Here is a 22032-nt window from a genome sequence, read left to right as displayed (position 1 = left end):
GCTGCCTTCTTTTATTGACTTTCAAAATGCAGCAAATACTTCACCAAATAAAGGCCTGAGTTTGTTTTTTCTTGAAGAGGAATGGTCAGGCATGTGACGTAATAATACCCGTTTGGAATATCATAGCTTAAGGTTTCAGATAGGACGCTTTTGATTTCAATCCCATCGCTTTCGACGTGAAAAGGAAGGCGAGTGGTCTTTTCAGCCTGTGATACGTCTGGAGTTTCGTTTACCCACACTTCAATAATGGCTTTTGTGTTCGATACGGCTTCAAATGAAATAGCTTTATCGTCTGCGACATATCCTTTTTGAATATCTTCTTCACTCCAGTCGTGATGGGGCTTTGGCTGTCCTTTTTGAAACAGTGTAAACTGATGATAAGACATGGTTAGCTCTTGTTCTTTCCATTTTGTTTTCATGATTTCACCTCTTCAAAGTAAAGCTTGTTCTGCTATTATTGAACGATAAATTGTACGCGTGTACCATCTGGATACTGTTCTAACTGATTTCCAACCCATGAGCCGGCTCCGCGGTTATCAGAAGGTGAAATATAGCGAATGTCAGCTCCTGCTCCGCCTTCTTCGCACATAGCCATTGGCCATTCATCACGGTCATAGCCTGTTTTTGTCGGATATCCTTTCAGCGATTCTTCCCGGTTCGCTTCAGCACCGTCGCGATCAATTGTGCAAACGGAAGAGTGCCCAGCGGCAATCGCGTCACGAATATGATCACCCGTTTCAGGATATCGGTCTAACGGAAAATAAAGCGTCGCATCGTAGTTTACTTCAGCTTCCGTTTTTTCAGGAGCTAAAAACGCCGCATGTCCCATAAACCCTAAAACACATGCCATGATAATGAATAGACTTGCCATTAATTTTTTCCCGTATGTAGCCATTTCAAACCTCCAGTATAAGTCGTTTTTACAGCTTAACTATACTCTCAGATTGCTAAGTTTAGATTACAGGACAATAAATACGGTGTAAACAAGTATTAACATTTATATTAAACTTCCTTTACTTGACATCATACCCTAATAGGTATAAAGTTGTGTATACATTTATTTCTTGCGTACAGCTTAAAAGAAAGAAACGCAATCATGCACGATCGGAGGTAGTAGTATGATGGAATATGATAAGCAAGTTAAAAATCGTTTAAAACGAATTGAAGGTCAGTTAAAAGGCGTCTTAAATATGATGGAACAAGGAAAAGACTGCCGTGACATTGTGACACAGCTCTCAGCAGCTAGAAGCGCAATTGATCGCACAATGGGTGTTATTGTCAGCACCAATCTTGAACAATGCGTAAGAGAAAGTATTGAAAAAGGCGAGAATACCGAAAACTTAGTAAAAGAAGCAGTAGAGCTGTTAGTAAAAAGCAGATGAGACATTCGTTTCATCTGCTTTTTGTTTTAGTATAGGCTGCTTATAAGGATAAAAACGGCTGTTCCTAAACACAATACGGATAGGAACAACCGTTTTTTAGGTTTATCACGTTTTAAGAACAGGAAAGATATATGGAGAGAAAGGAGGAGGTCAAGGTGAGTGATGACAAAAAGTCACCAACATATAATCATACGGAAATTCATCATAAAATTGAGGCTTCTCCAAAAGCGCCGGGAATCAAAGCTGCTTTTCGCTTTAACCACGCTTCTTCTCCGTGGGTAAGAGGAATCAGCTCAGGCTTGTCTTCAAGCCTGCCGATTTTGATAGGAATTTTGTTTGATCATTTGCAGTACGGACTCATTGCAAGCATTGGCGGCTTTACATATCTATATACAAAAGATGAGCCTTACGCGCAGCGTGCCGTTAAGTTATTTTTAGCTTTGCTTGGCGTTACGCTCTGTTTTACACTCGGCTCATTATTTGCTGACGTAGCTTGGATGAAAACTATTTTATTTGGTGTTATTGGAGCTGTATCGGTTTATGTTTTCGGAGCCTTAAAAATTCCAGGACCTTCTGCCATGTTTTTTGTCCTTTCATTTGCTGTGAGTACGAGCATTCCAGCGCCGAATTTGCAGGCTGTTTTTTTGCACGCAGGACTCGTTTTTTTAGGAGGGACACTATCTTGGTGTATTAGCATGAGCGGCTGGCTTATTAACCCGCGCGGACCTGAAACTGCCGCTGTGGCGAAAGCGTACAGGCAGCTAGCTTCGTTTGTCGGGTCTCTTGGTACGGAATCGTTTCACGCCGAGCAGCATAAAACGGTTGTCGAGCTTCGGGCAGCGGAAACAGCGATGAAACAAGCGAAAATTAATCGAAAAAAATCATCGTTTGCGCATCGTCTGTTTTTATTAAATCAAAAAGCCGAAGGGCTGTTTATCTTTGTGATGGCCGCTGCGAACGATTTTAATCCAGCTGTTTCTAAAAAAGCACAGGCAGTGATTGAAACGTTCGCATCCGAAATGGCCACGTTAAAAAAACATAAAAAAATTCGAGACGTTCGAGAAGAAATTGAAGAGCTGTCCATCAAAGAAGAGCTGCGTACATTGCTATTGGATGTAAATGACGTTCTTCAAATGAAAGAATTAAAAGAAACGGAGTATATTCAATTTTCACAAGGCAGCGTAAAAACACGGTTAAAAGCTGCTTTTCACAAACGTTCTTATGTGCTTAAAAACGCTTTGCGCTACGGAATTATTATGATTGTTGCCGCAGCGGTTGCCTACACGACAAATATTCCAAGGTCTTACTGGATTCCGCTTACGTGCGCAGGAGTGATGCTTGGAGCAACCGTTCGTGCAACGGTTCAGCGAGGTATTCAGCGCTCTGTCGGAACCATTTTAGGTATTTTAATTGGAACCGGGATTCTAATGCTTGAACCAACGGGAATCGTCATTGCGCTCATTGTCTTTGTGCTTCAGTCGACGATTGAAATTGTAATTGTCAAAAACTACGCGCTCGGCACGCTCTTTATCACACCGAATGCTCTTTTAATTGCTGAAAGCGGTCATCCTGATAAAGCGATTAGCTACTTTACGTCTGCTCGAGTGATTGATATTGTCATTGGTTCTATTATTGGAGTGGTCGGCACGGTATTAATTTTCAAACGAGCTTCTTCACTTCGTTTGCCATATTTGCTTGGAGATGTGATACGAAAAGAAGGACAGTTTTTAGAAATGCTAAGCACCGAACAAGATGAAGAAAGAATTAAACGAGAAAGAAATAAGCTTCAAGGAGAACTCGTTAATCTTCGGGCGCTGTACGATAATGTGATTGGAGAATATTCTAAAACGGCCGTCAAGCTAGAAGGGTTGTGGCCTGCAGTTGTCGCTACACAGCAGTTAGGTTATATGCTTCTTGCGTCGTTTGAAGGATATGAGCTTTCAGAAACGGAAAAACGAGAGCTTCAAGAAACATTTGCTCAGCTAGCTGCAGCAGCTGAGCAAAAACGAGCGCCAAAGCTTTCAAGTGTTCCGACCCTGAAACACTACCCTATTATTCAAGGAGAACTCGTCGCTTTATATGAAAGTCTTCAGGTAGAAATATAAAAAGCACGGAACCCAGGGGCTCCGTGTTTTTTGTTTTTACATATCCACAACTTCATTTACCGTTTTATTTACATCGTCACGCGTCATTTTTTCTTTTCCTTTCATCAAGGCGTTTAATGTTCCATCAGCAAGCGCTAACGGAATTTTACAGAAATGAAGGATCGGAAGCGATTTGACATCTTCTAAATATTTCTTTCCTAGTGAAAGATTGCGGCGAGCGTAGGCAAACATATCTTCTCTGCTCCAATTGTTAGGAAAGAAGCTGACTCCGCGCTCTGAATCTTCCGAGGTATTACGCAGGATATTAACAGACTGCAAGCCGCGTCCAAACGCAATGGCTAATTCTTTGTCTGTTTCCGTGCCGTCATACCATTTCCAAATGTCATTAAGCATCACACCTACTAGACCAGCTACGTAGAACGTATAGTCATCTAAATCCGCTTCATTTTGAATATGCCAGTCTTTTTCTACCCAATCGGCCATTCCTTTGGCCATAATAGAAGTTGCATCTAATACTTGATCTGCAACCCCAGTCGGACAAAGCGCAATCCAGTTGCCGAGCTGAAGCGTTACGTCAGGTAAATCAGCTTGATAAGGACCTACTAATGCCATGTACTCGTCTTCGTTAAAAGACTTTTTTAACAGGTCACTAATGGCGTAAAGCAAGCGGCTTTTTACACCGGCTTCTAGCTCAGGGTGATCTTCAATTTCATCAATTGCCCTCATACATAAGTAAGCAGATCCTACTGCATCCTGCAATTCTGCCGGCAAGTGGCTAATTGGAATAAAAAATGTTCGGCTTGTCTCTTTTAACATCACCATTGCGTTGTCGCGTAATTTGTTGGGTACACTCATTGATAACTAGCTCCTTTTTACATATCCACATGTCAAATTAGTTTAAGTTTTCATCTTATATACTATAGTAACAAAAAATGAGCATTTAATGGAGTTTAAAGATTACTTATTAACGATATTGTCATTATTTTGTAGTATTTGAACAGAGAAACTTGTAACATATACAAGTTTACACTACGATAATACTCGTTCACTCTTCGTTTTACAGAAATAAATGGTTTATTTTTAAGAAAATTGCTGTCATGCTAATGAATTAGGTGAGCTTTTAAGAGAGTATTCAACAGTGGGTTATACATAATATATAGGACAATACAGAGGTGAATGTATGAAAATTTTAATTGTAGAAGACGATGATAAAATATATGAATTAGTAAAAGAGAAATTTGAACAGTGGTCATTTGAAGTGGCTGGAGTAGAAGACTTTCAAAAGGTAATGGAAGTATTTATTGCAGAAAGCCCAGAGCTTGTTATTTTAGACGTGAATTTGCCTGTATATGACGGGTTTTACTGGTGTCAGCAAATACGTACAGTTTCAAAAACTCCTATCGTCTTTCTTTCCTCTCGTGAACATCCAATGGATATTGTTATGGCAATGAATGTTGGGGCAGATGACTATATTCAAAAGCCGTTTAACTTGGATGTTCTTGTTGCTAAAGTGCAGGCGCTTCTGCGCAGAACGTATTCATATGGAGACACGATTTCAGACGTTATCGATTGGAACGGCGCGGTGCTAGACTTAAAAAAAGGAAGTTTGCATTACAACGATCAAGAAATTCATTTAACGAAAAATGAATTTTTTATTTTACGGCTTCTTTTGGAAGAACGAGGCAAGATTGTATCGCGAGAAGAGCTTATGCGAAGGTTATGGGAAGATGAGAAATTTGTAAGTGACAATACGCTTTCTGTCAACATCACACGCATTCGCACCAAGCTGGAAGACATCGGGCTGAATGATAAAATTGTGACCAAAAAAGGCCAAGGATATTTGGTGAATTAAGATGTGGAAAAGTTTTTTAAGAGAAAGGCTAAGCTGGATTTTATTTGTTCTTATATGGCTGAGTGTAATCGATGCTCTGCTGCTGCTTGAGTATGATATTAAGGTATCGTCCACTTCGTTTTGGTATTTGAATCTTTTAACGCTGTGTCTACTGATTCTGTTTCTTTTATGGAGAGGAATAAAAGAAAGAAGATTTCTAAAAAAGTTAAGCTTAATGCTGCGGCATGATGCGTACGATTTACAAGAAATGCATTCATACGTTAGAACGAAAGCAGATGAAGATATGCTGAGTCTGCTACAGCATATAGATCGTGTGTATCGCAGACAAACTCATGCTCTTCACGTACAGCAGCGAGAGCAGCAGGAATATGTAACGACTTGGATTCATGAGATCAAGACGCCGCTTACTGCGATGAAGCTGCTTATTAATGCTCATCGTACAGAGCTTTATAAATGGCCTTGGCTAAAGGATATTGAAGATGAGTGGATGAAAATTGACGGATTAGTAGATCAGAATTTATATTCTGCACGCCTGCAGTACTTAGAAAAAGATTATCAGGTGCAGGCAGTGTCGCTAAGTGAACTTGTTTTTCCAAACGTTGCGTACTTCTCAAAATGGTGTATTGAAAAGAAACTGCATATTGATGAAAAAAATCTAGACATACTGGTGCACACTGACCCAAAGTGGATGCAGTTTGTTGTGAGGCAAGTGCTGTCTAACTCCATTAAATATAGCCCTCTAGAAGGAAAGCTTTCTTTTTTTAGTGAAGAAACGCCAAAGTACGTAAAGTTATTTATCGCTGATCAAGGGAAAGGGATTCCAACTCAAGATCTTCCCCGGGTTTTTGAAAAAGGATTCACAGGAAATGCGGGAAGAAAAACGAAGGGAGCTACAGGGCTAGGACTGTATTTTTCAAAAAAAATTACAGATGCTCTTGGCCATCAAATAGAGGTGAATTCACTTTTACACGAAGGAACCACGGTGATTCTGACCTTCTACAAACCGAATTCTTTTGATAACCTTTCAAAAATGTAAGATTGCACGCTGAGATTGTCATCTGCTTCAAACGAATCTTTCCTTGTTTCAAAGTAAGATAGAGCTATACACAAGGAGGGAACGTACATGAAGAGAAAGTGGATTAGCCTCTTAGCTCTGCTTTTTGTTGTAGGAGCAGGTATAGGAGGAATAAAGATTTATCAAAAAGCCGCAACGGAGCATCAATACGGGATTATCCCAAAAGAAGCAAAAAAAGTGGATGAGTATGGACGAGTTCAATATACAATTTCAGTGATAAACGAAAAAGGACAAACAACGTTTCAAACATTTACAACGATTAAACAGTTAAAAGAAGGAACGGTTATTGACCTTTTCGTTCGAGGTAATGAAGTTCGGAAATATGACATTATAACAAAAAATGAGCTGCCGCAGCGAGTGAAAAGCGTGTGGCCTACAAAAGAACGAAAGGAGGAGGAAAAGTGAGCATTGTTCTTGAAGGAAAAAATGTAACCAAAACGTTTGGATCAAGAGGAAATGTATACGAAGCGCTAAAAGGAATTGATTTTACAATCGAAGAAGGAGAGTTTGTCGGTATTATGGGACCATCTGGAGCGGGAAAAACGACGCTGATGAACATTCTTTCAACGATTGACCGTCCAACCGATGGCGAGGTATGGATTCAAGGGGAAAACGTGGCGCTCATGAAAGATAAGAAGCTGTCTGCTTTCAGACGCAATCATTTAGGGTTTATTTTTCAAGATTATAATTTATTGGATACGTTAACGGTAAAAGAAAATATTCTTCTGCCGCTTACGGTTACAAAAATGTCTAAGAAAGAGATGGAAGCGAAGCTTAAAGACACCGCAATGCGACTAGGCATCTATGAGCTGGCGGATAAGTACCCGTATGAGATTTCTGGCGGACAAAAACAGCGCGTTGCAGCAGCGAGAGCAATGATTACGAATCCAGCCGTTATTTTCGCCGATGAACCTACCGGAGCTCTTGATTCCAAAGCTGCTTCAAGCCTGCTTGAAAAGCTGTCGCAACTAAATCAAGAAGACCGTGCCACGATTATTATGGTGACGCATGATCCGCTGGCTTCAAGCTACTGCAGCCGCGTGCTGTTTATTAAAGACGGACAAATTTATACGGAGCTGTTTAAAGGCGAACAAACGAGACAAGCATTTTTTAAACGAATTATGAACATTCAAGGCGCATTAGGCGGTGAAGGCTATGACCGTATTTGATCTTGTTAAAAAGAATATGCGCAAAAATATTAGCCGGTACAGCCTTTATTTCTTTTCAATGATTTTTAGCATTATTGTGTACTATGTGTTTGCTACACTTCAGTACGACCAATCGATTTCAAAGGTTATTGGAGAAGAGCTGAGGCTGCAGGGCATTTTTAATGCTTCAAACTACGTTCTGCTTACCTTTATTGTTGTCTTTATTTGGTACACAAACTCATTTTTTATCAGGCAGCGTAAGAGAGAGCTCGGGCTGTATCATTTAGTCGGCATTGAAAAACGTACGATTGGAAAAATGATTTTCTATGAGAATATGCTGCTGGGGATTTCTTCTCTGGTGGTCGGTATTTTACTAGGTACCGTGTTTTCAAGGCTGTTTGTGCTGTTTTTACTAAAGCTTATGGGACTGTCGCTTTCTATTACGCTCACATTTTCTCTTCAAGCGGTTTTAAAAACAGCCGTAGTGTTTTTAATTGTTACCATTTTTATATCGTTTCAAGGCTATTTTATTATGTACCGCTATACGCTATTAGATCTGTTTCAAGCAGAAAGCAAAAGTGAACGCGTAAATAAAATGAATTCAAAGCGATCAATTGTAGTGGGAGGACTTGGTATCTTACTCGTTGGCTACGGGTACTACCTTTCATCAGGAAACATTGTGACGCCTAAGTTTTTTCTAATTGTAGCCGTTGTACTGTTCTCGGTCATTTTCGGTACATTTTTACTTTTTAAAGCCACAATTGAGTGGCTGATGGGACTTTACCGAGAGCATGCAAGCGGATATTATTCGTTTGCAAATATGCTAAGCGTTTCTACTATGATGTATCGAATTAAAGCAAATGCACGAGTGTTAACCCTAATTACGATCTTGTCGGCTACTACACTTGTAGCAGTTGGTGTGACGTATTCCTCGTACTATAACACAAAAGCCGACGCCAGAAGCATGCAGCCTTATGACTATACGCTGCACAGCAAAAAAGCAGCGCAAGAATTTATGGATGTACTGGATGCGCTAGATATCCAATCAAATCAGTATGTGTATCATATCGTGAAGCACTCTGCTGATTTATCGGACTTTCGATTTATTACATCTGGTTATTACGGAGATGGTGAGCGAATCAGTTTTTTAGATGAAGAAGAAGTGCGGAAAAACGGCGTTTCGGTTCCTTCGTTAAGTGCAAACGAAACCGTTGTTTTTGATTCGATGGCAAAAGGAAAAGTGTTTAAGCCTAGTACAGGTAAAACGGCAGTTGTGCAGCTGAACAAATCAGAACAGCTTGCTTTAAAAGTCGTTAAATCAGAACCTTCACTTATTCTTGACCCTGAAAGTGCCGGCTATCAGTTTGTAGTCAATCACGACACGTTTATCAAACTTTCAAAGGCTGGACAAAAGCAAGCGGTGTACGTGTTTAATACGGATGATGAAAACAAACAAAATGAACTTACTAAGAACTATCATCAAATCGCAAAAGTGGCTGGAGAAAGCCGTACTTCATACTATGATGTGTTTCAGGCAGGCTTAATGAGTAAAGGATTGTTTATTTTTATTGGAGGATTTTTAGGGCTCGTCTTTTTGATGGCAACGGGCAGTATTATTTATTTTAAGCAAATCTCAGAAGCTGAACAAGAGCGCAAAAGATTTGAAGTACTGCGTAAGCTTGGGTTTTCAGTGTCTCAAATGATGAGCGCCGTGCGAAAGCAGCAGCTGTTTACGTTTGGTTTGCCTTTAGTAATTGCCATCTTGCACAGTCTATTTGCGCTGAAGGTCATTACAAACTTAATCGGTGAAAGTCTGATAGTTCCTGTTTTAATAGCGGATGCAGTATACGGGATTATTTATTTTCTTTTCTACTGGCTGACAATGAATTACTATCGAATGGTAATAAAGCGACTGTAAAGAAAAGACTGTTTCGATAAATGAAACAGTCTTTTTTTGTTGGGAAAATAAAAGGTATGGAGTAGCGAAAACCTGAATATAAAAAAGGGTATATAAAAACTAGAAAGTTGCAGGGGAGGGGAAAGATGTGAAAGCAGATGCTGTATTTGAAGGGGGAGGCGTTCGAGGAATTGCATTCACGGGTGCGATTGAAGCGATGGAAGAAAGCAACGTAGAATGGCAGCGTCTAGCAGGTACGTCAGCAGGCTCGTTAATTGCGGCTCTTTTGGCGAGCGGCTATAAAAGTGGTGAAATTCGCAAGGAGCTTCAAAACATGGACTATGCCAAGTTTCGCGGGAAAACGATCATTAACCGAATTCCTCTGATTGGGAACTTAATTGAATTAATGATTCATTTAGGTTTTTATAAAAATGATTATTTGGAAAAATGGGTGTACGGTTTGCTGCGTGAAAAAGGAATTGAAACGTTTGCGGATTTGCCGGCAGATAAGCTGAAAATTATTGCCTCAGACATTTCGAACGGACAGATGCTTGTGCTGCCTGACGACTTGCCTCGCTACGGAATGCAGCCAAGCGATATGAAGATTTCACAAGCCGTGATGATGAGTGCGTCCATTCCTTTTTTCTTTCGTCCCGTCATCTGGAAATCCAAAGGGTTCAAGAGGTCATACATTGTCGATGGAGCGCTTTTAAGCAATTTTCCGATTTGGCTGTTTGATACGGAGCATCCGCGTTTCCCGACGTTTGGTTTTCGATTTGTAAAAGAAGAAATTGATACAGCCGCTGTTATTCCAACGCCGGTCCATTTATTTAAAAGTATGTTTACAACGATGCTGCAAGCTCACGATTTGCGGTATTTGAACGCGGAGACAAAAGAACGAACGGTGCAAATTCCAACCGGTGTGATTACGGCAACGGATTTTGCCTTAAAGGAAGAAGAAATCGAATTTTTATATGAATCTGGTTATATATCAGCAAAGCGCTTTTTAGAAAAATGGGATTTTGAACAGCATAAAATGAATCGGACCGGACGTCAGCTGACACGAAGAAAGCTCCCGTAACAGGAGCTTTTCTACGGCTGTTTTAAAATGTGGACTTCAACAGCTTCGCCTTTTGCCGGAACGGAATACTGAACGCTTTTGTCTTTTTTAAGCCAAGCTTTAACGAGCTGTCCTTTTTTGTATGTTTGATTATCCGGAATTTTTACATAAATAGGCTGTACATCGCTAGAACCAAGTATTTCTTTTGTTGTATAGTCAAGCGCGGTATCTCGCGGAATGACGTTTGCAATAAGAATTTCATCCTGTTTCACTTCTAAAATGCGCCCTTGCACTAAATAGCCGGCCGGCTTTTTTGACTGCTCGGCATTATCAGAACAGCCGCTTAAACAAATAAAAAAGAGAAGAAAAAGTGCAGTTGATTGAACGGTAAACTTCATAAAATCTCCTTTCCGTTTCAACATGACTACCATTATAACGCGTTTGACCATTTCTTTTCCAGTTTTCGGAGAAAGCAAGAGGTAATCGTTGACGTTATTTCAGCACGCGTGATATGTTTTAACTCATAAATGCTATTTTTACTAGAAGTCACGCCTAGTACGGGAGGTCCTTATATGGATGTTACCTTTTTAACCAATGTTATTCGACATATATTGGAACGAGATAATTTTGTCATTGACTTTGAAGAATCAGACGAACAAAATATTCACTTTTGGCATCGAGACGAGCCGTTTCGCCTTTTTATTTCAGAACAAACGGAAAGCTATTTAGTATGGACCGTTTTTGAAAATGAAAAAGAACAGTGGAGCGGAAAAACATTTCTTCAAGAAGTGACGAATACGTGTAAAGACTGCAGTGAGCCAATCGCGCACTGGATTTATAAAGACGGAGGCAAAGCAGGTTATTGCGATCATTGTCTGAACACGTTTGGAAATGCGTATTTTACAAATGCTGATGATATCAAGCAAAACCTTCATTTAATTGACGGTTCTATTTGTTTTATTACCGATGAAACCGGAAGCGATTGGTGGATTGCATATGAAGGGTTCAAACGAGTAATTGCAAGATTAGAAGAAAATCCCGATCAGAAAGTAGAAATGTACAAGCCCGAATATCCGGTCTTTAAATGGGAAATACATTTTCTAACGGAAAACAATTCTGCTAGCTTTAAGTTCAAAGATGACTTTGCATCTGGAATTGTACCGAAGGGAAGAATACTCTAACATCCTTGTTATAAGGGTGTTTTTTCTTATAATGGGAAGTTTTTTTGAAAAAAATAATTAATTTAGGTTAAAAAGAAGGAATTAAAGGGTAAAGAGTAGAAGATATATCACTATAGGAAGAATGGGGGAAATAATTATGACAACTACAACAAATTTAACACTGGGGTACAAAATGTACACGATTGATTTTAGCCGTCCAACGCAGTCTAACGAGGCACTGCTTGATTTCTTTAAAGATGTGCAGCACAGACAGGGAAATAACGCAGAAAGCTTTTCTAAAACATTAATGGAAATCGAAGAAATCAAAACAAAATATGTAGATCACGAAATCGTACAGCTGGCTAAATCGCTTGAACAGCAAATAAGCCGCTCAAATGCAGAAAAACTTGAGGTCTGATAATCACCAGAAATGGTCGATTTATCAGACCTTTTTTATATTTTTATCGATGTAGCACTTTATACTTGGCTAAAGGGCAGCCAAGTATAAAGTGCTAGACCTATGCGGAAGTTGCCCTCCCTTGCGGGCTGCCAACTTCCGCATAGGTGAACCTTTTGGGGTGAAGTCAAGGGGACAGGATATCTGGTAGTATAGGTTTTTGGTCGAGGATAAAATTCTGTACATTTCAAAGGATGTTTGATTTCATCAAAAGTTGTAGATGAATAGACTATCAAGTCGTTGGAGGCGTTGTATGGTTGGAATTTGCAGCTGGAAGTGTGCAGTGAGTGGAATAAGTATTGCGAGTGTCTACAGTAAGCAGCCGTCGTGGCAGCGGGAGTGTTATTTGGTGACACCTGGTAAAGTTTATTATGAGTCGTGCTATCAAGGGTACGGAGAGTTTGCGGGAATGGATATTTTTTGTTTGATGAGAGAAAGCGGAGCGGAAAAAGAAGACAGTGAAGGGGTAGCAGCTTTTAAGCCTAAGATTGTGCTGGCGAAGTATTACAGCGGACAGCGTTATGAAGAACTGACGGAATCAGAGCCGTGTCCGTACGGAGGCTATTTTTTTGAAGGGTGGAAGGAAGGATAGCGAATATACATAAAAGCTGTAGAGATATCTCTACAGCTTGTTATTAACGTCTTGTTTCATCGACAGATTGTTCTAAGTCACTTACTTCTTGCGTAATTGTATTTAATTCTTCTTGCACCGCTTCAGCTTCAAGAACAGGATCTTGAACGATTTCTGTCGTTTCAAGCTCTTCTCCTGCAGCCGTTTCTGCAAGCGGCTGTTCTTTAGCAGTGCGCAGAGATTTCACTTTGTTGACAACTTGCGAAGATTGTTCGGAGACTTTTTGTGAAAGACGAGCCGTGCGCTGTTTGAGGTCTTGGCCTTTTGCATATACCGTTTCTTTCACTTGACCTGTTTTAGCAAGTGCTTGATTCGCTCCGTCTTGAATAGAAGCACGCAGCTCTTTTCCTGACTTTGGCGCTACTAGTAAAGCTGTTGTTACACCCACTACGCTGCCTACTAACGTGCCGACTAATAACTCTTTGCTTCCACCTTTTGTTTCTTTACCTACTGTTTCTTTTACGTTTTCTTTTGTCATGACATTTCCTCCTTTTATAATATGTAATATGAAGGGTTTACCATTTTGTTGAATACTTCCTGCAAAACGCAAATGATTCGCTAAAAAAATCTGCAAGTGCCGTCGGACGCTCGTACAGGCTGGTGAAATTTGATTGTATATAGTATTCAACCACCTGACAGAAAAACCTTCTTTTCTGCTATAAAAACCGAAAAAAACTTATCTATAAAATCCGACACAAGAAAACGACAACATTCGTTCTTTGGTAGCATTTTCACTTGAAATTTTATATCATAGAGGGCAAGGAGAATACGTTCTCTTTTTTTAGATGCTGGAGGGATTGAAGAAATGGCTGAATCGAAGTACAAAACGATTTTAGAAGCAAAATCTGGTGAGTTAGAAGAATTAAAAGACAAAGCAATCAAAGACAGCTGGCAGCCGATTTATCATATTCATCCACAGTACGGGCTGATGAATGATCCAAACGGATTGATTCAATTAAATGGTGAATATCACGTGTTTTATCAGTGGTATCCGTACGGTGCGATGCATGGAATGAAGCACTGGGCTCATGTGAAATCTACGGATTTAGTAACGTGGGAACGCCTTCCGGTTGCGTTAACGCCAACGGAAGAATATGAATCGCACGGCGCATACTCAGGCGGCGCGATTGAAAAAGATGGTCAAGGGCTGCTGTTTTATACGGGGAATGTAAAATACGAAGACGGCTCACGTTCAGCTAATCAATGTATCGCGATGCTAAACAGGGATGGAAGTGTGGAAAAATACACGCATAATCCAGCGGTACGAGGCGTTCCTGATGGGTATACAGGACATGTGCGTGATCCGAAAGTATGGAAAGAAAATGATACATATTATATGCTGCTAGGCGCTCAGCGTGAAAACGAAACGGGCGCGTTAATTGTGTATGAATCAAGCGATGCGCTTCAGTGGTCATTTAAAGGCGAAGTTAAAACATCGCTTCCTGACTTTGGCTATATGTGGGAGTGCCCGGATTACTTTAAACTGGACGGAAAAGATGTGTTTGTCTTTTCACCGCAAGGAATCAAAGCGGATGGCCACGATTTTCATAATATTTATAATGTGATTTACGCGGTGGGAACATTCGATGTGGAAAGTTTAACGTTTGAAATGGAGTATTACCGTGAAATTGATAAAGGGTTTGACTTTTATGCACCGCAAACGTTCCAAGATGAAAGCGGACGTCGCTTGCTGTTTGCATGGATTGGAAACCCGGACGTTGACTACCCGTCAGACGAATACGGATGGGCCCATGCCTTAACGCTTCCTCGTGAGCTTTCGCTTGAAGGAAATGAACTTGTTCAAAAGCCTGTAGAAGAGTTAAATAAGCTTCGAGATCAAGCGGTTCATTTTAGAGGAACGCTAAAAAATGAAGAAGTGATCATTGATGAAGCAACAAACAATGCATATGAAATCAATATGAAGTTCCGCGAGATAGCGGCCAAACAGTTTGGTTTAGAGCTGTTTAATAGTAAAGAAGAAGAGCTTCGCCTCGTGTTTGATACAGAAAAGCAAGAAGTGCGACTCGACCGCTCTTCATTCCACCATCAATATGCAACGGAATACGGTGTGGTTCGCTCTGAAAAATGGACAGCGTCAAACGAAGTCGATGTTCGCGTATTTGTCGACAAAAGCATCGTCGAAATTTATATAAACGGCGGCAAGATTGTCTTCACTTCCCGCGTATTTCCGAAAAAAGATTCCAAATCAGCCGTAAATGTATTTGCAGAGGGATCTGTGGATTATCGTATTGATTATTACGGTATGTCGCGCGGTATTTAATATAATAAATAAGAAAAGCCAATGAAGATCATTCATTGGCTTTTTGATTTCTATAAAAATAAGATACAAATACATGAAGCAACTAAATGAGGAACAGCTGCAATGATAAAACGTTTCATCCATTCTGTATCCTCTCGCTGCCGGACCGGGGTAAAGTAAGGTCCTCTCGTTTCAAAACGAAATGCGTCCAGTAAGGTTACGAGTGCAATTGCCGTAAGTAATATGCCAAGAGGGCCTGAAATATAGTAAATATACTGCCAGTTGCCTGCTGTAATAGAAATGATAATCACAATAATTAAAGATATAATGCCAGATATTAATCCTGTTTTCAAACTCAAAATCTCCTTACATCCAGTTTTTGCTTATCTATTTTACCATAACCGAATGAAGGTTTGTATATACGGCTCGGGGCGGATATTTACTTCTTAATTGACCTTCTATGTAAGTATCTTCTCGTATAAAATGAGTTTCCTAGCAAAAGCAGTGTCCCTAGAATCCAGCCAGCTGCAGGGGAATAAGGAAAGATATTTTTTAAAGCCATCCCAAAAGAAATAGAGGCTGCTCCGAGTATAAATAAAAGCAGCGTGATTCCTTGACGTTTTTTCATATGTACCACCTCTCTTACTAATTTTACCATAAAGTGTGAGTGTAGTAGAATGAAATGTAAGGTGTTATACAAAAAAAGAAGTATATGGTAAAAATTAAGAAGTAGGAAGGGGAGAGGGATGCAATGATTAAGAAAGGATTTATAGCAGGTATCGTGATGGTCGGGATTGTTCTTGCTCTTGCTGCTTTTACAGGGAAGTGGAGCTATCTCTATTTTGTGTCAGGCACAATGGGAGCAGTATCACTGGTTTTAGCTTTGGCATACCTTATTGACAGTATTGTGCTAGGAAATACAGGCACATTCTTTTCAGCCAAAAAGACGCGCAAGGTGAGCCGAGTTGAAGATGCAAAACGATTTGGAGCTATTGCAGTACCGAACGTATTAGCTACTTTGATTTATGTAGCCGCTGGTTGATGAACAGGAGTCTATAAAAAACAGCTTGAGGTATAACCTCAAGCTGTTTTTATGCGTCAATCTGAACGTTCCTTTCCCGTTTATCACGCAGCGGCATCAGCATACTCACAAATCCAACGCTTACGATGATGATTGCCGCCGTTAAAAAAGTCGTCTGAGCACCTGCAAGCTTTACGACCATGCCTCCAAGAAGAGGAGCAGTAAGTAAAACGGCACTCGTTAAGGTGTTAATGAATCCGTACACTTTTCCGAAGTGTTTCTTGTCGCTGTACGTTTGAACGATATAGTTAAACAGCAGTAAATTAAGCCCGACTCCGGCCCCTCCAATAGGTGCAGCAATCAAAATGAAAAAGCGTGACATAACGGCTGGATTAAAGCAGCTAATGAAAAATAAAGCCCCTCCAAATAGAAGCAGTCCCAGTGATAAAAGTCTAAATGGATGGTGAACCTGTTTTTTTCTATTAAGATACACTCCAGTTGCTAGCGCTCCCAGCCCGATTCCAGAAAGCAGCCAGCCGAGCATTTCCGGATGGTGAGGCAGCACATCTCGAAGGAAGATGCTAATTTGAGCGTCAACAAGCATGACTACAAAATACGAAAGGTGAAACAAAATAACGACGCGTAAAAGGATTGAGTGCTGAAAAACGATTTTCCAGCCTTTTGAAAGCGATTCTTTTGACTGATGAGCACGAGCAGCTTGCCTTTGTGTTTTGTTACCTGACTTTTTAAGTGAAAACAGCACCCCAATAGAAATTACACAAGCTGCGGCGTTAGCTAAAATACATGCTTTTGGCGTTGTGAACGTCAGTGCGGCGGCTCCGAGAAACGGCCCTACAACTTTGGCAATTTGAAACATAATGTTTTGTAAGGTAGAGGCCTGCAGCAACTGGTCTTCTTTGACCACTTCTCGAACGTAAGCCAGCTGTGCGGGCACTTTCATAACAGAACTCATAGAGCGCAGGGTCAGTACCCCTAGTGCCAAAAGCGGTTCATCTGTGAAAAATAACAGACATGTGAACAGAAGACGGACTAGTTCAGACAGAAACATCAGCTGTACTTTATCGTAGCGGTCCGCTAAATTTCCTGCTGCTTGACTTAGCAGGATGCTAGGCAAAGCGTACGCGACAGGAATAAGCGTAATCCATAAGGAATTTGCGTGCCACACGTATGTAAAAAGCGTCATCACCGCAAACATATCAAATAAATCTCCGAAGCTTGCCGCAGTGCTTGAAATAAATAATTTTTTATAAGAAGAATTAGCAAACAGCTTTTCTTTTTTCAATACCTTCATTCCTTTATATGTTGTTCGTAAAAAATAATCGCATCTTCAATAAATTGAAGGACTTCGCTGTCAATAGGGTAGAGATTAAGTGAACTTGATGCCTCAGGAGATTTGCGAACATCCCAAAAGGCTTTTTCTAAAGCCGTATGATGACCAAACAGTTCACTGGATAAAAGCAGTATATCAGCTGCAACCAGCTGTCCATCTTCAGATTGAGGTGCACGCTGGTGCTTTAAGCAAAGCTGAACTCGTTTTATGATGTTAATCCATTTATCGGCACTCGCATTCTCCATTTTAGGCAAATTATGCTGCAGAATCTCACTTTCTTCTATTGAAAGCGAAAGCAGATCAGTCCAGCTGCTTTTAGTAGTAGACTGATTGTGAACTAAAGGAAGGAGCTGCTTCCAGTTTAATGCACCTTCTATTTTTATACTGTTGCGAAGAGTGTGAGTATGTTCTAAAGCTCGTTGAATTTCTGAAGCTTTTTGCTGAAGTTTTTGTTGGTGAATCGCTAGAAGTTCATCAATACTCACTTGATGAAGAATAAGTTCAATATCTCGCAAAGGAACGGCTAAGTTTTTTAAAAGGGTAATTTTTTCTAATGTGATTAAGTCTGTTTCTGAGTAGGATCGCTTTCCGTTTTCGGCTTTTGACGATGGATGAAGCAAGCCGATTTGATCGTAGTAACGAAGCGTACGCACCGTGAGGCCTAATTTTTTAGCGGCTTGCCCAGTAGAAAAATAAATCATTTTTAACTCCTCCAAAAAAATGCTTGCAGGTAACGTTACGTCACCTTTTACACTGAATATATGTAAAAGGGAGGCGAAGTAAATTGAAACAAAAAAATCAAGGATTATGGACAATAAAATCATTCGTAATAATGCTGGTGGTCACGTTTATTGCTGTGCCTGTTTTCATTGAAGGAGCATTACAGCAAGCTTTACAGTCGCTATTTAAAAGTGAGCTCTATGCTGGAACAGCTACTGGATTTGTCATGGCAGCTGTGTTTTTATCAGCTCTGTATTGGCTGATGGTTCAGGCTGATGATAGAAAAATTGGTTTTCAATCGTTTTCAAAGCGTTACTGGCCGCTCATTCTTTTTTGGCTTTTGGTGCTGATCTTAGGAAGTGTAGCAATTGTTGTGCTCATGGAATGGTTTGGTATGACATATGAAAATAAAAAAACAAACAGTTTACAGCAGGACCTGTCGCTGTTTTCATTTATACTTGCTTTTGTTTCAGCCGCTGTAATCTCACCTTTTTATGAAGAGATAATCTACCGAGGATTTTTTTATACATGGCTGAAACGTAAAGGAGGAATTATGTTTGGATTAATGGGAAGTTCGTTTATCTTTATGCTGGTGCATATTCCAACGTACAATACCTTGCCCGTTAACTTTTTATCAGGTCTCGTGTTTGCCTGGGTGTACGAAAAAACAAAGTCGTTGCTTCCAAGTATGATCATTCATGCTTGTTTTAATGGAATCGCCGTTATTTTAACAGCGGCAGCTTAATGTAGTTTCGATAACGAGTAAGCTATGATTTATCTTACCATATTATGTCTACTGAAGAAGCGAATTGCAAAAAAGTAAGCGAAAAATGAACCGGAAAACTGCTAGAAGCACTGCTGTTTCTAGCAGTTTTTTATATATGCACGCACGCTTAAGGCTTGTCTTAAAGTGGACGTTAAGGTGTATGATAAGAGAGATTAAAGACAGCAATAAAAAGGAGAGGGTATCGATGCAATATCGAAAGCTTGGAGAAACAGGTCTGGAAGTGTCAAATTTATGTCTAGGTACCATGGCGTTCGGACGATGGATTGACGAAAAAGCGTCGGCAGCTATTCTACATAGCGCCATTGAAAATGGCATTAACTTCATTGATACAGCCAATTATTACGGAAAAGGGCAGGATGAAGAGTTTAGATACGGCACAGGGGAATCTGAAGAAATAATTGGACGTGCATTAAAAGGAAAAAGAGATGATGTGGTGCTTGCGACAAAAGTCGGAATTGCCGTAGGAAAAGGCAAAAATGATAAAGGCCTTTCACGCACACATATTATGAGAGAAGTGGACAACCAGCTGCGACGACTGCAGACGGACTACATTGATCTTTATCAAGTTCATCTTTTTGATTCGAATACACCTATGGAAGAAACGCTTCGCGCGCTAGATGATTTAGTTCGCCAAGGCAAAGTTCGTTATATTGGCTGTTCCAATTACGCGGCGTGGCAAATCGCAAAGTCTCATCATATTAGTGACAAAATGAATCTTGAAAAATTCATTTCAGTTCAGCCTCAGTACAATCTTCTCTCTCGTGAAATTGAACAAGAGCTGCTGCCGTTTAGTCAATCTGAAGGTGTAGGCGTCATGGTATACAGTCCGTTAGCGCGCGGCATGCTTTCAGGGAAATATAAAACATCAAATGACGTGCCGCCAGAAAGCCGTGCTGCGCATGGTGAAAAGCTGCTGCGAAACTACTTTACAGACCGAAACTTTCAGCTGGTGGAGCAGTATCGCAAGTTAGCAGAAAAAAATAAAGTCAGTTTGTCTCAGTTTGCTCTTGCGTGGGTGCTAAATCAGCCCGCTGTAACATCAAGCATTATCGGAGCTAGCAAATTGCATCACGTAACAGATGCAGTTGAAATCAGCGATTGGATATGGTCAGAAGAGCTATTAAATACTGTGAATTCACTATATTGATAAAAAGTCCGCAGGTGCTCCTGCGGACTTTTGCGTTTAAATTTTAATTTCTTTTTGCATTATTTTTGCTTCTAGCGAGTCGTACAAAGCGAGCTTATAGTTAATTTGTTCAAGGTATTTAAACGTTTTGGCCATTTCTTCTTCTACCGCTTCTTTATGATGAAGCATCATGTTTTTTCGTTCTTTAATTGTGCTTTCGCCTTGTTTATAGAGCTCTACATAGCGCTTGATTTCTGCAAGCGGCATGCCCGTTGAGCGAAGAGCTAAGATAAAACGGATCCATTCAACATTTGTATCATTATAGAGGCGCTTTCCGTTTTCATCACGTTCTATAAAAGGAAGGATTCCTTCTTTTTCATAGTAGCGTAAAGTTGGTGCGGAAAGCCCGGTTTTTTTATTCATTTCTTTCATGCTATAAGACAAGATTGTTCACTCCCACTTGTGAATCGTAAAGCTTACTTTAAGGTATATGATAATCGATAGTTGAGTGTTTTATCAAATTCTTTTTCGGTTGTTAAAAAAATATGGAACTTTTATACAGTTTGTCCGTAATAACAAGTAGACAATAATAAACTTACTGTAAAAGGTTAAGTAAAGGAGATAGAGTAATGAAAAAAATAAAATGGATTAGTTTTATACTGCTGCTGATTTCAAGCGGAGTCTTTTTTATCAATCATCAGTACGCCATTTTACTAGCGGCTTGGACTGCTTACGGAATGGCTTTATCAATCCTGGTTTATTTCTTTTCATACGGTATTAAGGATTCAAATCAAGAGTAAAAAGCGTATACGCTTTTCTTATTGTTTTCAAAATAAAAACAGAAAATGAAAGGGTGGAAGAAATGGGAGAACTTTTTTGGATGACTTTGTTCGGAGCCTGTATTTGGGTGCCAATAATTTGGAATAAAATTGCGATTGGCAAGCGCATCGCACATGAAGAAAAGAAAGCAGGACGTGATTTAACAGGGGAAATCAATCCGTTTACCGGAGGAAGAATGTAAATAGAGATTAAGACATATCTAAATTAATTCCATTGAAAGACGGACAAATAGGATAAATGAGCTCGTATGAATTACTTGTGACACCGCTGTTGATTTCCGTGCAAGACTTCGCTTTCCGCGGGCGGCCGGTGAGCCTCCTCGTCGCTTACGCTTCTGCGGGGTCTCACCTGTTCCACTTTTCTCGCAGGAGTCTTCGCTTTGCCCTCCAATCAACAGCTAGAAGCAGCTACATACATGAAACTTACATTCAGCCTATCCATAACAAATCCGAACGAATTTAATTCTCTACCAAGAATCTCAATGCATCGTTCAGATTTTCCTACCCTAAAATACTTTTGTCTCAGCCTCTTTATTAGTAAAGAAAACAATAGTTTAATTTTGTTAGTAATAGTATAATTAACCATATTTATTTTGAATAGAAAGGCTGATGAAAAGGTGTTAATATTCTTTTTAGCCGGCACGGTACTTGTGCTGGTGATGATTATTTTTTCGCGTACGCTGTGGGTGCCCAGGGGAATGGCAGAACGTCTCAGCAAGAAAAAGTGGTTTCAAAACCATTGGCTGAGTGGAGGCTATTTGTTTGGCATTAATGCTTTATATTTTGGTACTACGATATTTTTACTCTATCTTCTTATGTTTACAGATATCCCTTATTTACATCTTGTTCTTATGTTTTTAGCGACGATTGTAAGTATTCTCACGTGGCGCGCTCTTAGTACAGCATGGACAGGGTCATTTAAAAACCGTCTTAAAATGTCTTTAACAGGAAGCAGCTTTTATTTAATATTGGCATTGATTATGGTGATCCAGTGGCTAAGCGTTAAGCCTCTGTATCCCAATGAAGATACGTTTATGCGAGCTTTAGGATGGATGCTTGGCTTTTTCGTTTCAGCCGTCGCTTTTAGTATATGTTTTATCTTCACTGCGTTTCTTGGAAAACGTTCAGCACGTGTGTAAGGATATCATCCGTTTATTAACG

The 22032-nt window shown here is 40.0% G+C and carries 29 protein-coding genes; 18 read left to right on the top strand and 11 right to left on the bottom strand.

From position 1 onward, the window contains the following. Window positions 1–11 precede the first annotated feature (11 nt). Together comJ and JNUCC25_RS19445 are read right to left on the bottom strand one after the other, a co-directional pair. Window positions 12–419, bottom strand: coding sequence for a competence protein ComJ (gene comJ / locus JNUCC25_RS19450; RefSeq protein ID WP_064472036.1), 408 nt, complete (start codon window positions 417–419; stop codon window positions 12–14). A gap of 35 nt (window positions 420–454) precedes the next feature. Next, window positions 455–829 (bottom strand): NucA/NucB deoxyribonuclease domain-containing protein, encoded by a 375-nt coding sequence (locus tag JNUCC25_RS19445; protein ID WP_223269005.1) that lies wholly within the window; start codon window positions 827–829, stop codon window positions 455–457. A gap of 292 nt (window positions 830–1121) precedes the next feature. On the opposite strand from JNUCC25_RS19445, the gene JNUCC25_RS19440 reads away from it, so the two are divergent. Then, window positions 1122–1382 carry a metal-sensitive transcriptional regulator gene (locus tag JNUCC25_RS19440; RefSeq protein ID WP_013058561.1) on the top strand — a complete coding sequence of 87 codons (261 nt, stop codon included), beginning with the start codon at window positions 1122–1124 and terminating at the stop codon, window positions 1380–1382. A gap of 155 nt (window positions 1383–1537) precedes the next feature. After that, entirely contained in the window at window positions 1538–3487 is a 1950-nt protein-coding gene (locus JNUCC25_RS19435; protein WP_064472035.1) for an FUSC family protein, read from the top strand. 36 nt (window positions 3488–3523) lie between these two features. Here the strand turns inward: JNUCC25_RS19435 and JNUCC25_RS19430 are convergent, their stop codons facing one another. Further along, complete coding sequence (locus JNUCC25_RS19430; RefSeq protein ID WP_013058559.1) at window positions 3524–4342, bottom strand: squalene/phytoene synthase family protein; 819 nt, start codon at window positions 4340–4342, stop codon at window positions 3524–3526. A 325-nt stretch (window positions 4343–4667) separates the two neighbouring features. Between JNUCC25_RS19430 and JNUCC25_RS19425 the strand changes: the two genes are divergently transcribed. The 6 genes from JNUCC25_RS19425 to JNUCC25_RS19400 all read left to right on the top strand — a co-directional run bounded on the left by JNUCC25_RS19425 (window position 4668) and on the right by JNUCC25_RS19400 (window position 10540). Continuing rightward, the gene (locus JNUCC25_RS19425) at window positions 4668–5339 is read left to right on the top strand and encodes a response regulator transcription factor (protein WP_013058558.1); all 672 of its coding nucleotides are present in this window, start codon (window positions 4668–4670) and stop codon (window positions 5337–5339) included. A gap of 1 nt (window position 5340) precedes the next feature. Continuing rightward, window positions 5341–6375, top strand: a complete 1035-nt coding sequence (locus tag JNUCC25_RS19420) for a sensor histidine kinase (RefSeq protein WP_064472034.1) — start codon at window positions 5341–5343, stop codon at window positions 6373–6375. A gap of 87 nt (window positions 6376–6462) precedes the next feature. Further along, window positions 6463–6819, top strand: coding sequence for a DUF1093 domain-containing protein (locus JNUCC25_RS19415; protein ID WP_013058556.1), 357 nt, complete (start codon window positions 6463–6465; stop codon window positions 6817–6819). Further along, window positions 6816–7583, top strand: a complete 768-nt coding sequence (locus tag JNUCC25_RS19410; protein ID WP_013058555.1) for an ABC transporter ATP-binding protein — start codon at window positions 6816–6818, stop codon at window positions 7581–7583. The genes JNUCC25_RS19415 and JNUCC25_RS19410 overlap by 4 nt, the downstream gene beginning before the upstream one ends. Further along, window positions 7570–9480, top strand: a complete 1911-nt coding sequence (locus JNUCC25_RS19405; RefSeq protein WP_140457013.1) for an ABC transporter permease — start codon at window positions 7570–7572, stop codon at window positions 9478–9480. The genes JNUCC25_RS19410 and JNUCC25_RS19405 overlap by 14 nt, the downstream gene beginning before the upstream one ends. 127 nt (window positions 9481–9607) lie before the next feature. Next, window positions 9608–10540, top strand: coding sequence for a patatin-like phospholipase family protein (locus tag JNUCC25_RS19400; RefSeq protein WP_013058553.1), 933 nt, complete (start codon window positions 9608–9610; stop codon window positions 10538–10540). An 11-nt stretch (window positions 10541–10551) separates the two neighbouring features. Here JNUCC25_RS19400 and JNUCC25_RS19395 read toward each other — a convergent pair whose 3' ends face one another. Then, a complete protein-coding gene (locus tag JNUCC25_RS19395; RefSeq protein WP_013058552.1) occupies window positions 10552–10917 on the bottom strand; it encodes a DUF3221 domain-containing protein in 366 nt (121 codons plus the stop codon). A gap of 174 nt (window positions 10918–11091) precedes the next feature. On the opposite strand from JNUCC25_RS19395, the gene JNUCC25_RS19390 reads away from it, so the two are divergent. From JNUCC25_RS19390 to JNUCC25_RS19380, 3 genes are all read left to right on the top strand, one after another. Then, window positions 11092–11700: a hypothetical protein gene (locus JNUCC25_RS19390; protein WP_055990595.1), complete on the top strand. Its 609-nt coding sequence runs from the start codon at window positions 11092–11094 to the stop codon at window positions 11698–11700. A 136-nt stretch (window positions 11701–11836) separates the two neighbouring features. Then, window positions 11837–12097 (top strand): hypothetical protein, encoded by a 261-nt coding sequence (locus JNUCC25_RS19385; RefSeq protein ID WP_013058550.1) that lies wholly within the window; start codon window positions 11837–11839, stop codon window positions 12095–12097. Between the two features lie 292 nt (window positions 12098–12389). Then, window positions 12390–12728 (top strand): hypothetical protein, encoded by a 339-nt coding sequence (locus JNUCC25_RS19380; RefSeq protein WP_140457012.1) that lies wholly within the window; start codon window positions 12390–12392, stop codon window positions 12726–12728. Window positions 12729–12771: 43 nt separating this feature from the next. On the opposite strand, the gene JNUCC25_RS19375 is transcribed toward JNUCC25_RS19380, so the two are convergent. After that, window positions 12772–13245 carry a YtxH domain-containing protein gene (locus tag JNUCC25_RS19375; RefSeq protein ID WP_140457011.1) on the bottom strand — a complete coding sequence of 158 codons (474 nt, stop codon included), beginning with the start codon at window positions 13243–13245 and terminating at the stop codon, window positions 12772–12774. 327 nt (window positions 13246–13572) lie between these two features. Here JNUCC25_RS19375 and JNUCC25_RS19370 point away from each other — a divergent pair, with 327 nt between their 5' ends. Next, the gene (locus tag JNUCC25_RS19370; protein WP_098449422.1) at window positions 13573–15048 is read left to right on the top strand and encodes a glycoside hydrolase family 32 protein; all 1476 of its coding nucleotides are present in this window, start codon (window positions 13573–13575) and stop codon (window positions 15046–15048) included. Between the two features lie 50 nt (window positions 15049–15098). Here JNUCC25_RS19370 and JNUCC25_RS19365 read toward each other — a convergent pair whose 3' ends face one another. After that, the gene (locus tag JNUCC25_RS19365; protein ID WP_013058546.1) at window positions 15099–15380 is read right to left on the bottom strand and encodes a hypothetical protein; all 282 of its coding nucleotides are present in this window, start codon (window positions 15378–15380) and stop codon (window positions 15099–15101) included. An 86-nt stretch (window positions 15381–15466) separates the two neighbouring features. Continuing rightward, on the bottom strand, window positions 15467–15655 hold the full coding sequence (locus JNUCC25_RS19360) for a hypothetical protein (protein ID WP_013058545.1): 189 nt from the start codon (window positions 15653–15655) through the stop codon (window positions 15467–15469). Window positions 15656–15778: 123 nt separating this feature from the next. Between JNUCC25_RS19360 and JNUCC25_RS19355 the strand changes: the two genes are divergently transcribed. Further along, on the top strand, window positions 15779–16069 hold the full coding sequence (locus tag JNUCC25_RS19355; RefSeq protein WP_029323734.1) for a hypothetical protein: 291 nt from the start codon (window positions 15779–15781) through the stop codon (window positions 16067–16069). 49 nt (window positions 16070–16118) lie between these two features. Here the strand turns inward: JNUCC25_RS19355 and JNUCC25_RS19350 are convergent, their stop codons facing one another. Together JNUCC25_RS19350 and JNUCC25_RS19345 are read right to left on the bottom strand one after the other, a co-directional pair. Continuing rightward, the gene (locus tag JNUCC25_RS19350; protein WP_454222337.1) at window positions 16119–17360 is read right to left on the bottom strand and encodes an MFS transporter; all 1242 of its coding nucleotides are present in this window, start codon (window positions 17358–17360) and stop codon (window positions 16119–16121) included. Further along, window positions 17357–18100, bottom strand: coding sequence for a MerR family transcriptional regulator (locus JNUCC25_RS19345; protein WP_078082104.1), 744 nt, complete (start codon window positions 18098–18100; stop codon window positions 17357–17359). The genes JNUCC25_RS19350 and JNUCC25_RS19345 overlap by 4 nt, the downstream gene beginning before the upstream one ends. 83 nt (window positions 18101–18183) lie before the next feature. Between JNUCC25_RS19345 and JNUCC25_RS19340 the strand changes: the two genes are divergently transcribed. Together JNUCC25_RS19340 and JNUCC25_RS19335 are read left to right on the top strand one after the other, a co-directional pair. Continuing rightward, window positions 18184–18864, top strand: coding sequence for a CPBP family intramembrane glutamic endopeptidase (locus tag JNUCC25_RS19340; protein WP_029323728.1), 681 nt, complete (start codon window positions 18184–18186; stop codon window positions 18862–18864). 226 nt (window positions 18865–19090) lie between these two features. Then, entirely contained in the window at window positions 19091–20053 is a 963-nt protein-coding gene (locus tag JNUCC25_RS19335) for an aldo/keto reductase (protein ID WP_014458714.1), read from the top strand. A gap of 36 nt (window positions 20054–20089) precedes the next feature. Here the strand turns inward: JNUCC25_RS19335 and JNUCC25_RS19330 are convergent, their stop codons facing one another. After that, window positions 20090–20476, bottom strand: a complete 387-nt coding sequence (locus tag JNUCC25_RS19330; RefSeq protein ID WP_013058539.1) for a MerR family transcriptional regulator — start codon at window positions 20474–20476, stop codon at window positions 20090–20092. A 185-nt stretch (window positions 20477–20661) separates the two neighbouring features. On the opposite strand from JNUCC25_RS19330, the gene JNUCC25_RS19325 reads away from it, so the two are divergent. Then, window positions 20662–20832: a hypothetical protein gene (locus JNUCC25_RS19325; protein WP_013058538.1), complete on the top strand. Its 171-nt coding sequence runs from the start codon at window positions 20662–20664 to the stop codon at window positions 20830–20832. Between the two features lie 62 nt (window positions 20833–20894). Next, window positions 20895–21053, top strand: coding sequence for a hypothetical protein (locus tag JNUCC25_RS19320; RefSeq protein ID WP_013058537.1), 159 nt, complete (start codon window positions 20895–20897; stop codon window positions 21051–21053). 18 nt (window positions 21054–21071) lie between these two features. On the opposite strand, the gene JNUCC25_RS19315 is transcribed toward JNUCC25_RS19320, so the two are convergent. Further along, window positions 21072–21266, bottom strand: a complete 195-nt coding sequence (locus JNUCC25_RS19315; protein ID WP_223268982.1) for a hypothetical protein — start codon at window positions 21264–21266, stop codon at window positions 21072–21074. 222 nt (window positions 21267–21488) lie between these two features. Between JNUCC25_RS19315 and JNUCC25_RS19310 the strand changes: the two genes are divergently transcribed. Next, entirely contained in the window at window positions 21489–22010 is a 522-nt protein-coding gene (locus tag JNUCC25_RS19310) for a hypothetical protein (RefSeq protein ID WP_064472026.1), read from the top strand. The last annotated feature ends 22 nt before the right edge of the window (window positions 22011–22032 follow it).

This window comes from Priestia sp. JNUCC 25, from assembly GCF_053667915.1.
The sequence above is the reverse complement of the archived record's forward strand: the minus strand, read 5'-3'. Positions and strand labels throughout refer to the sequence as shown.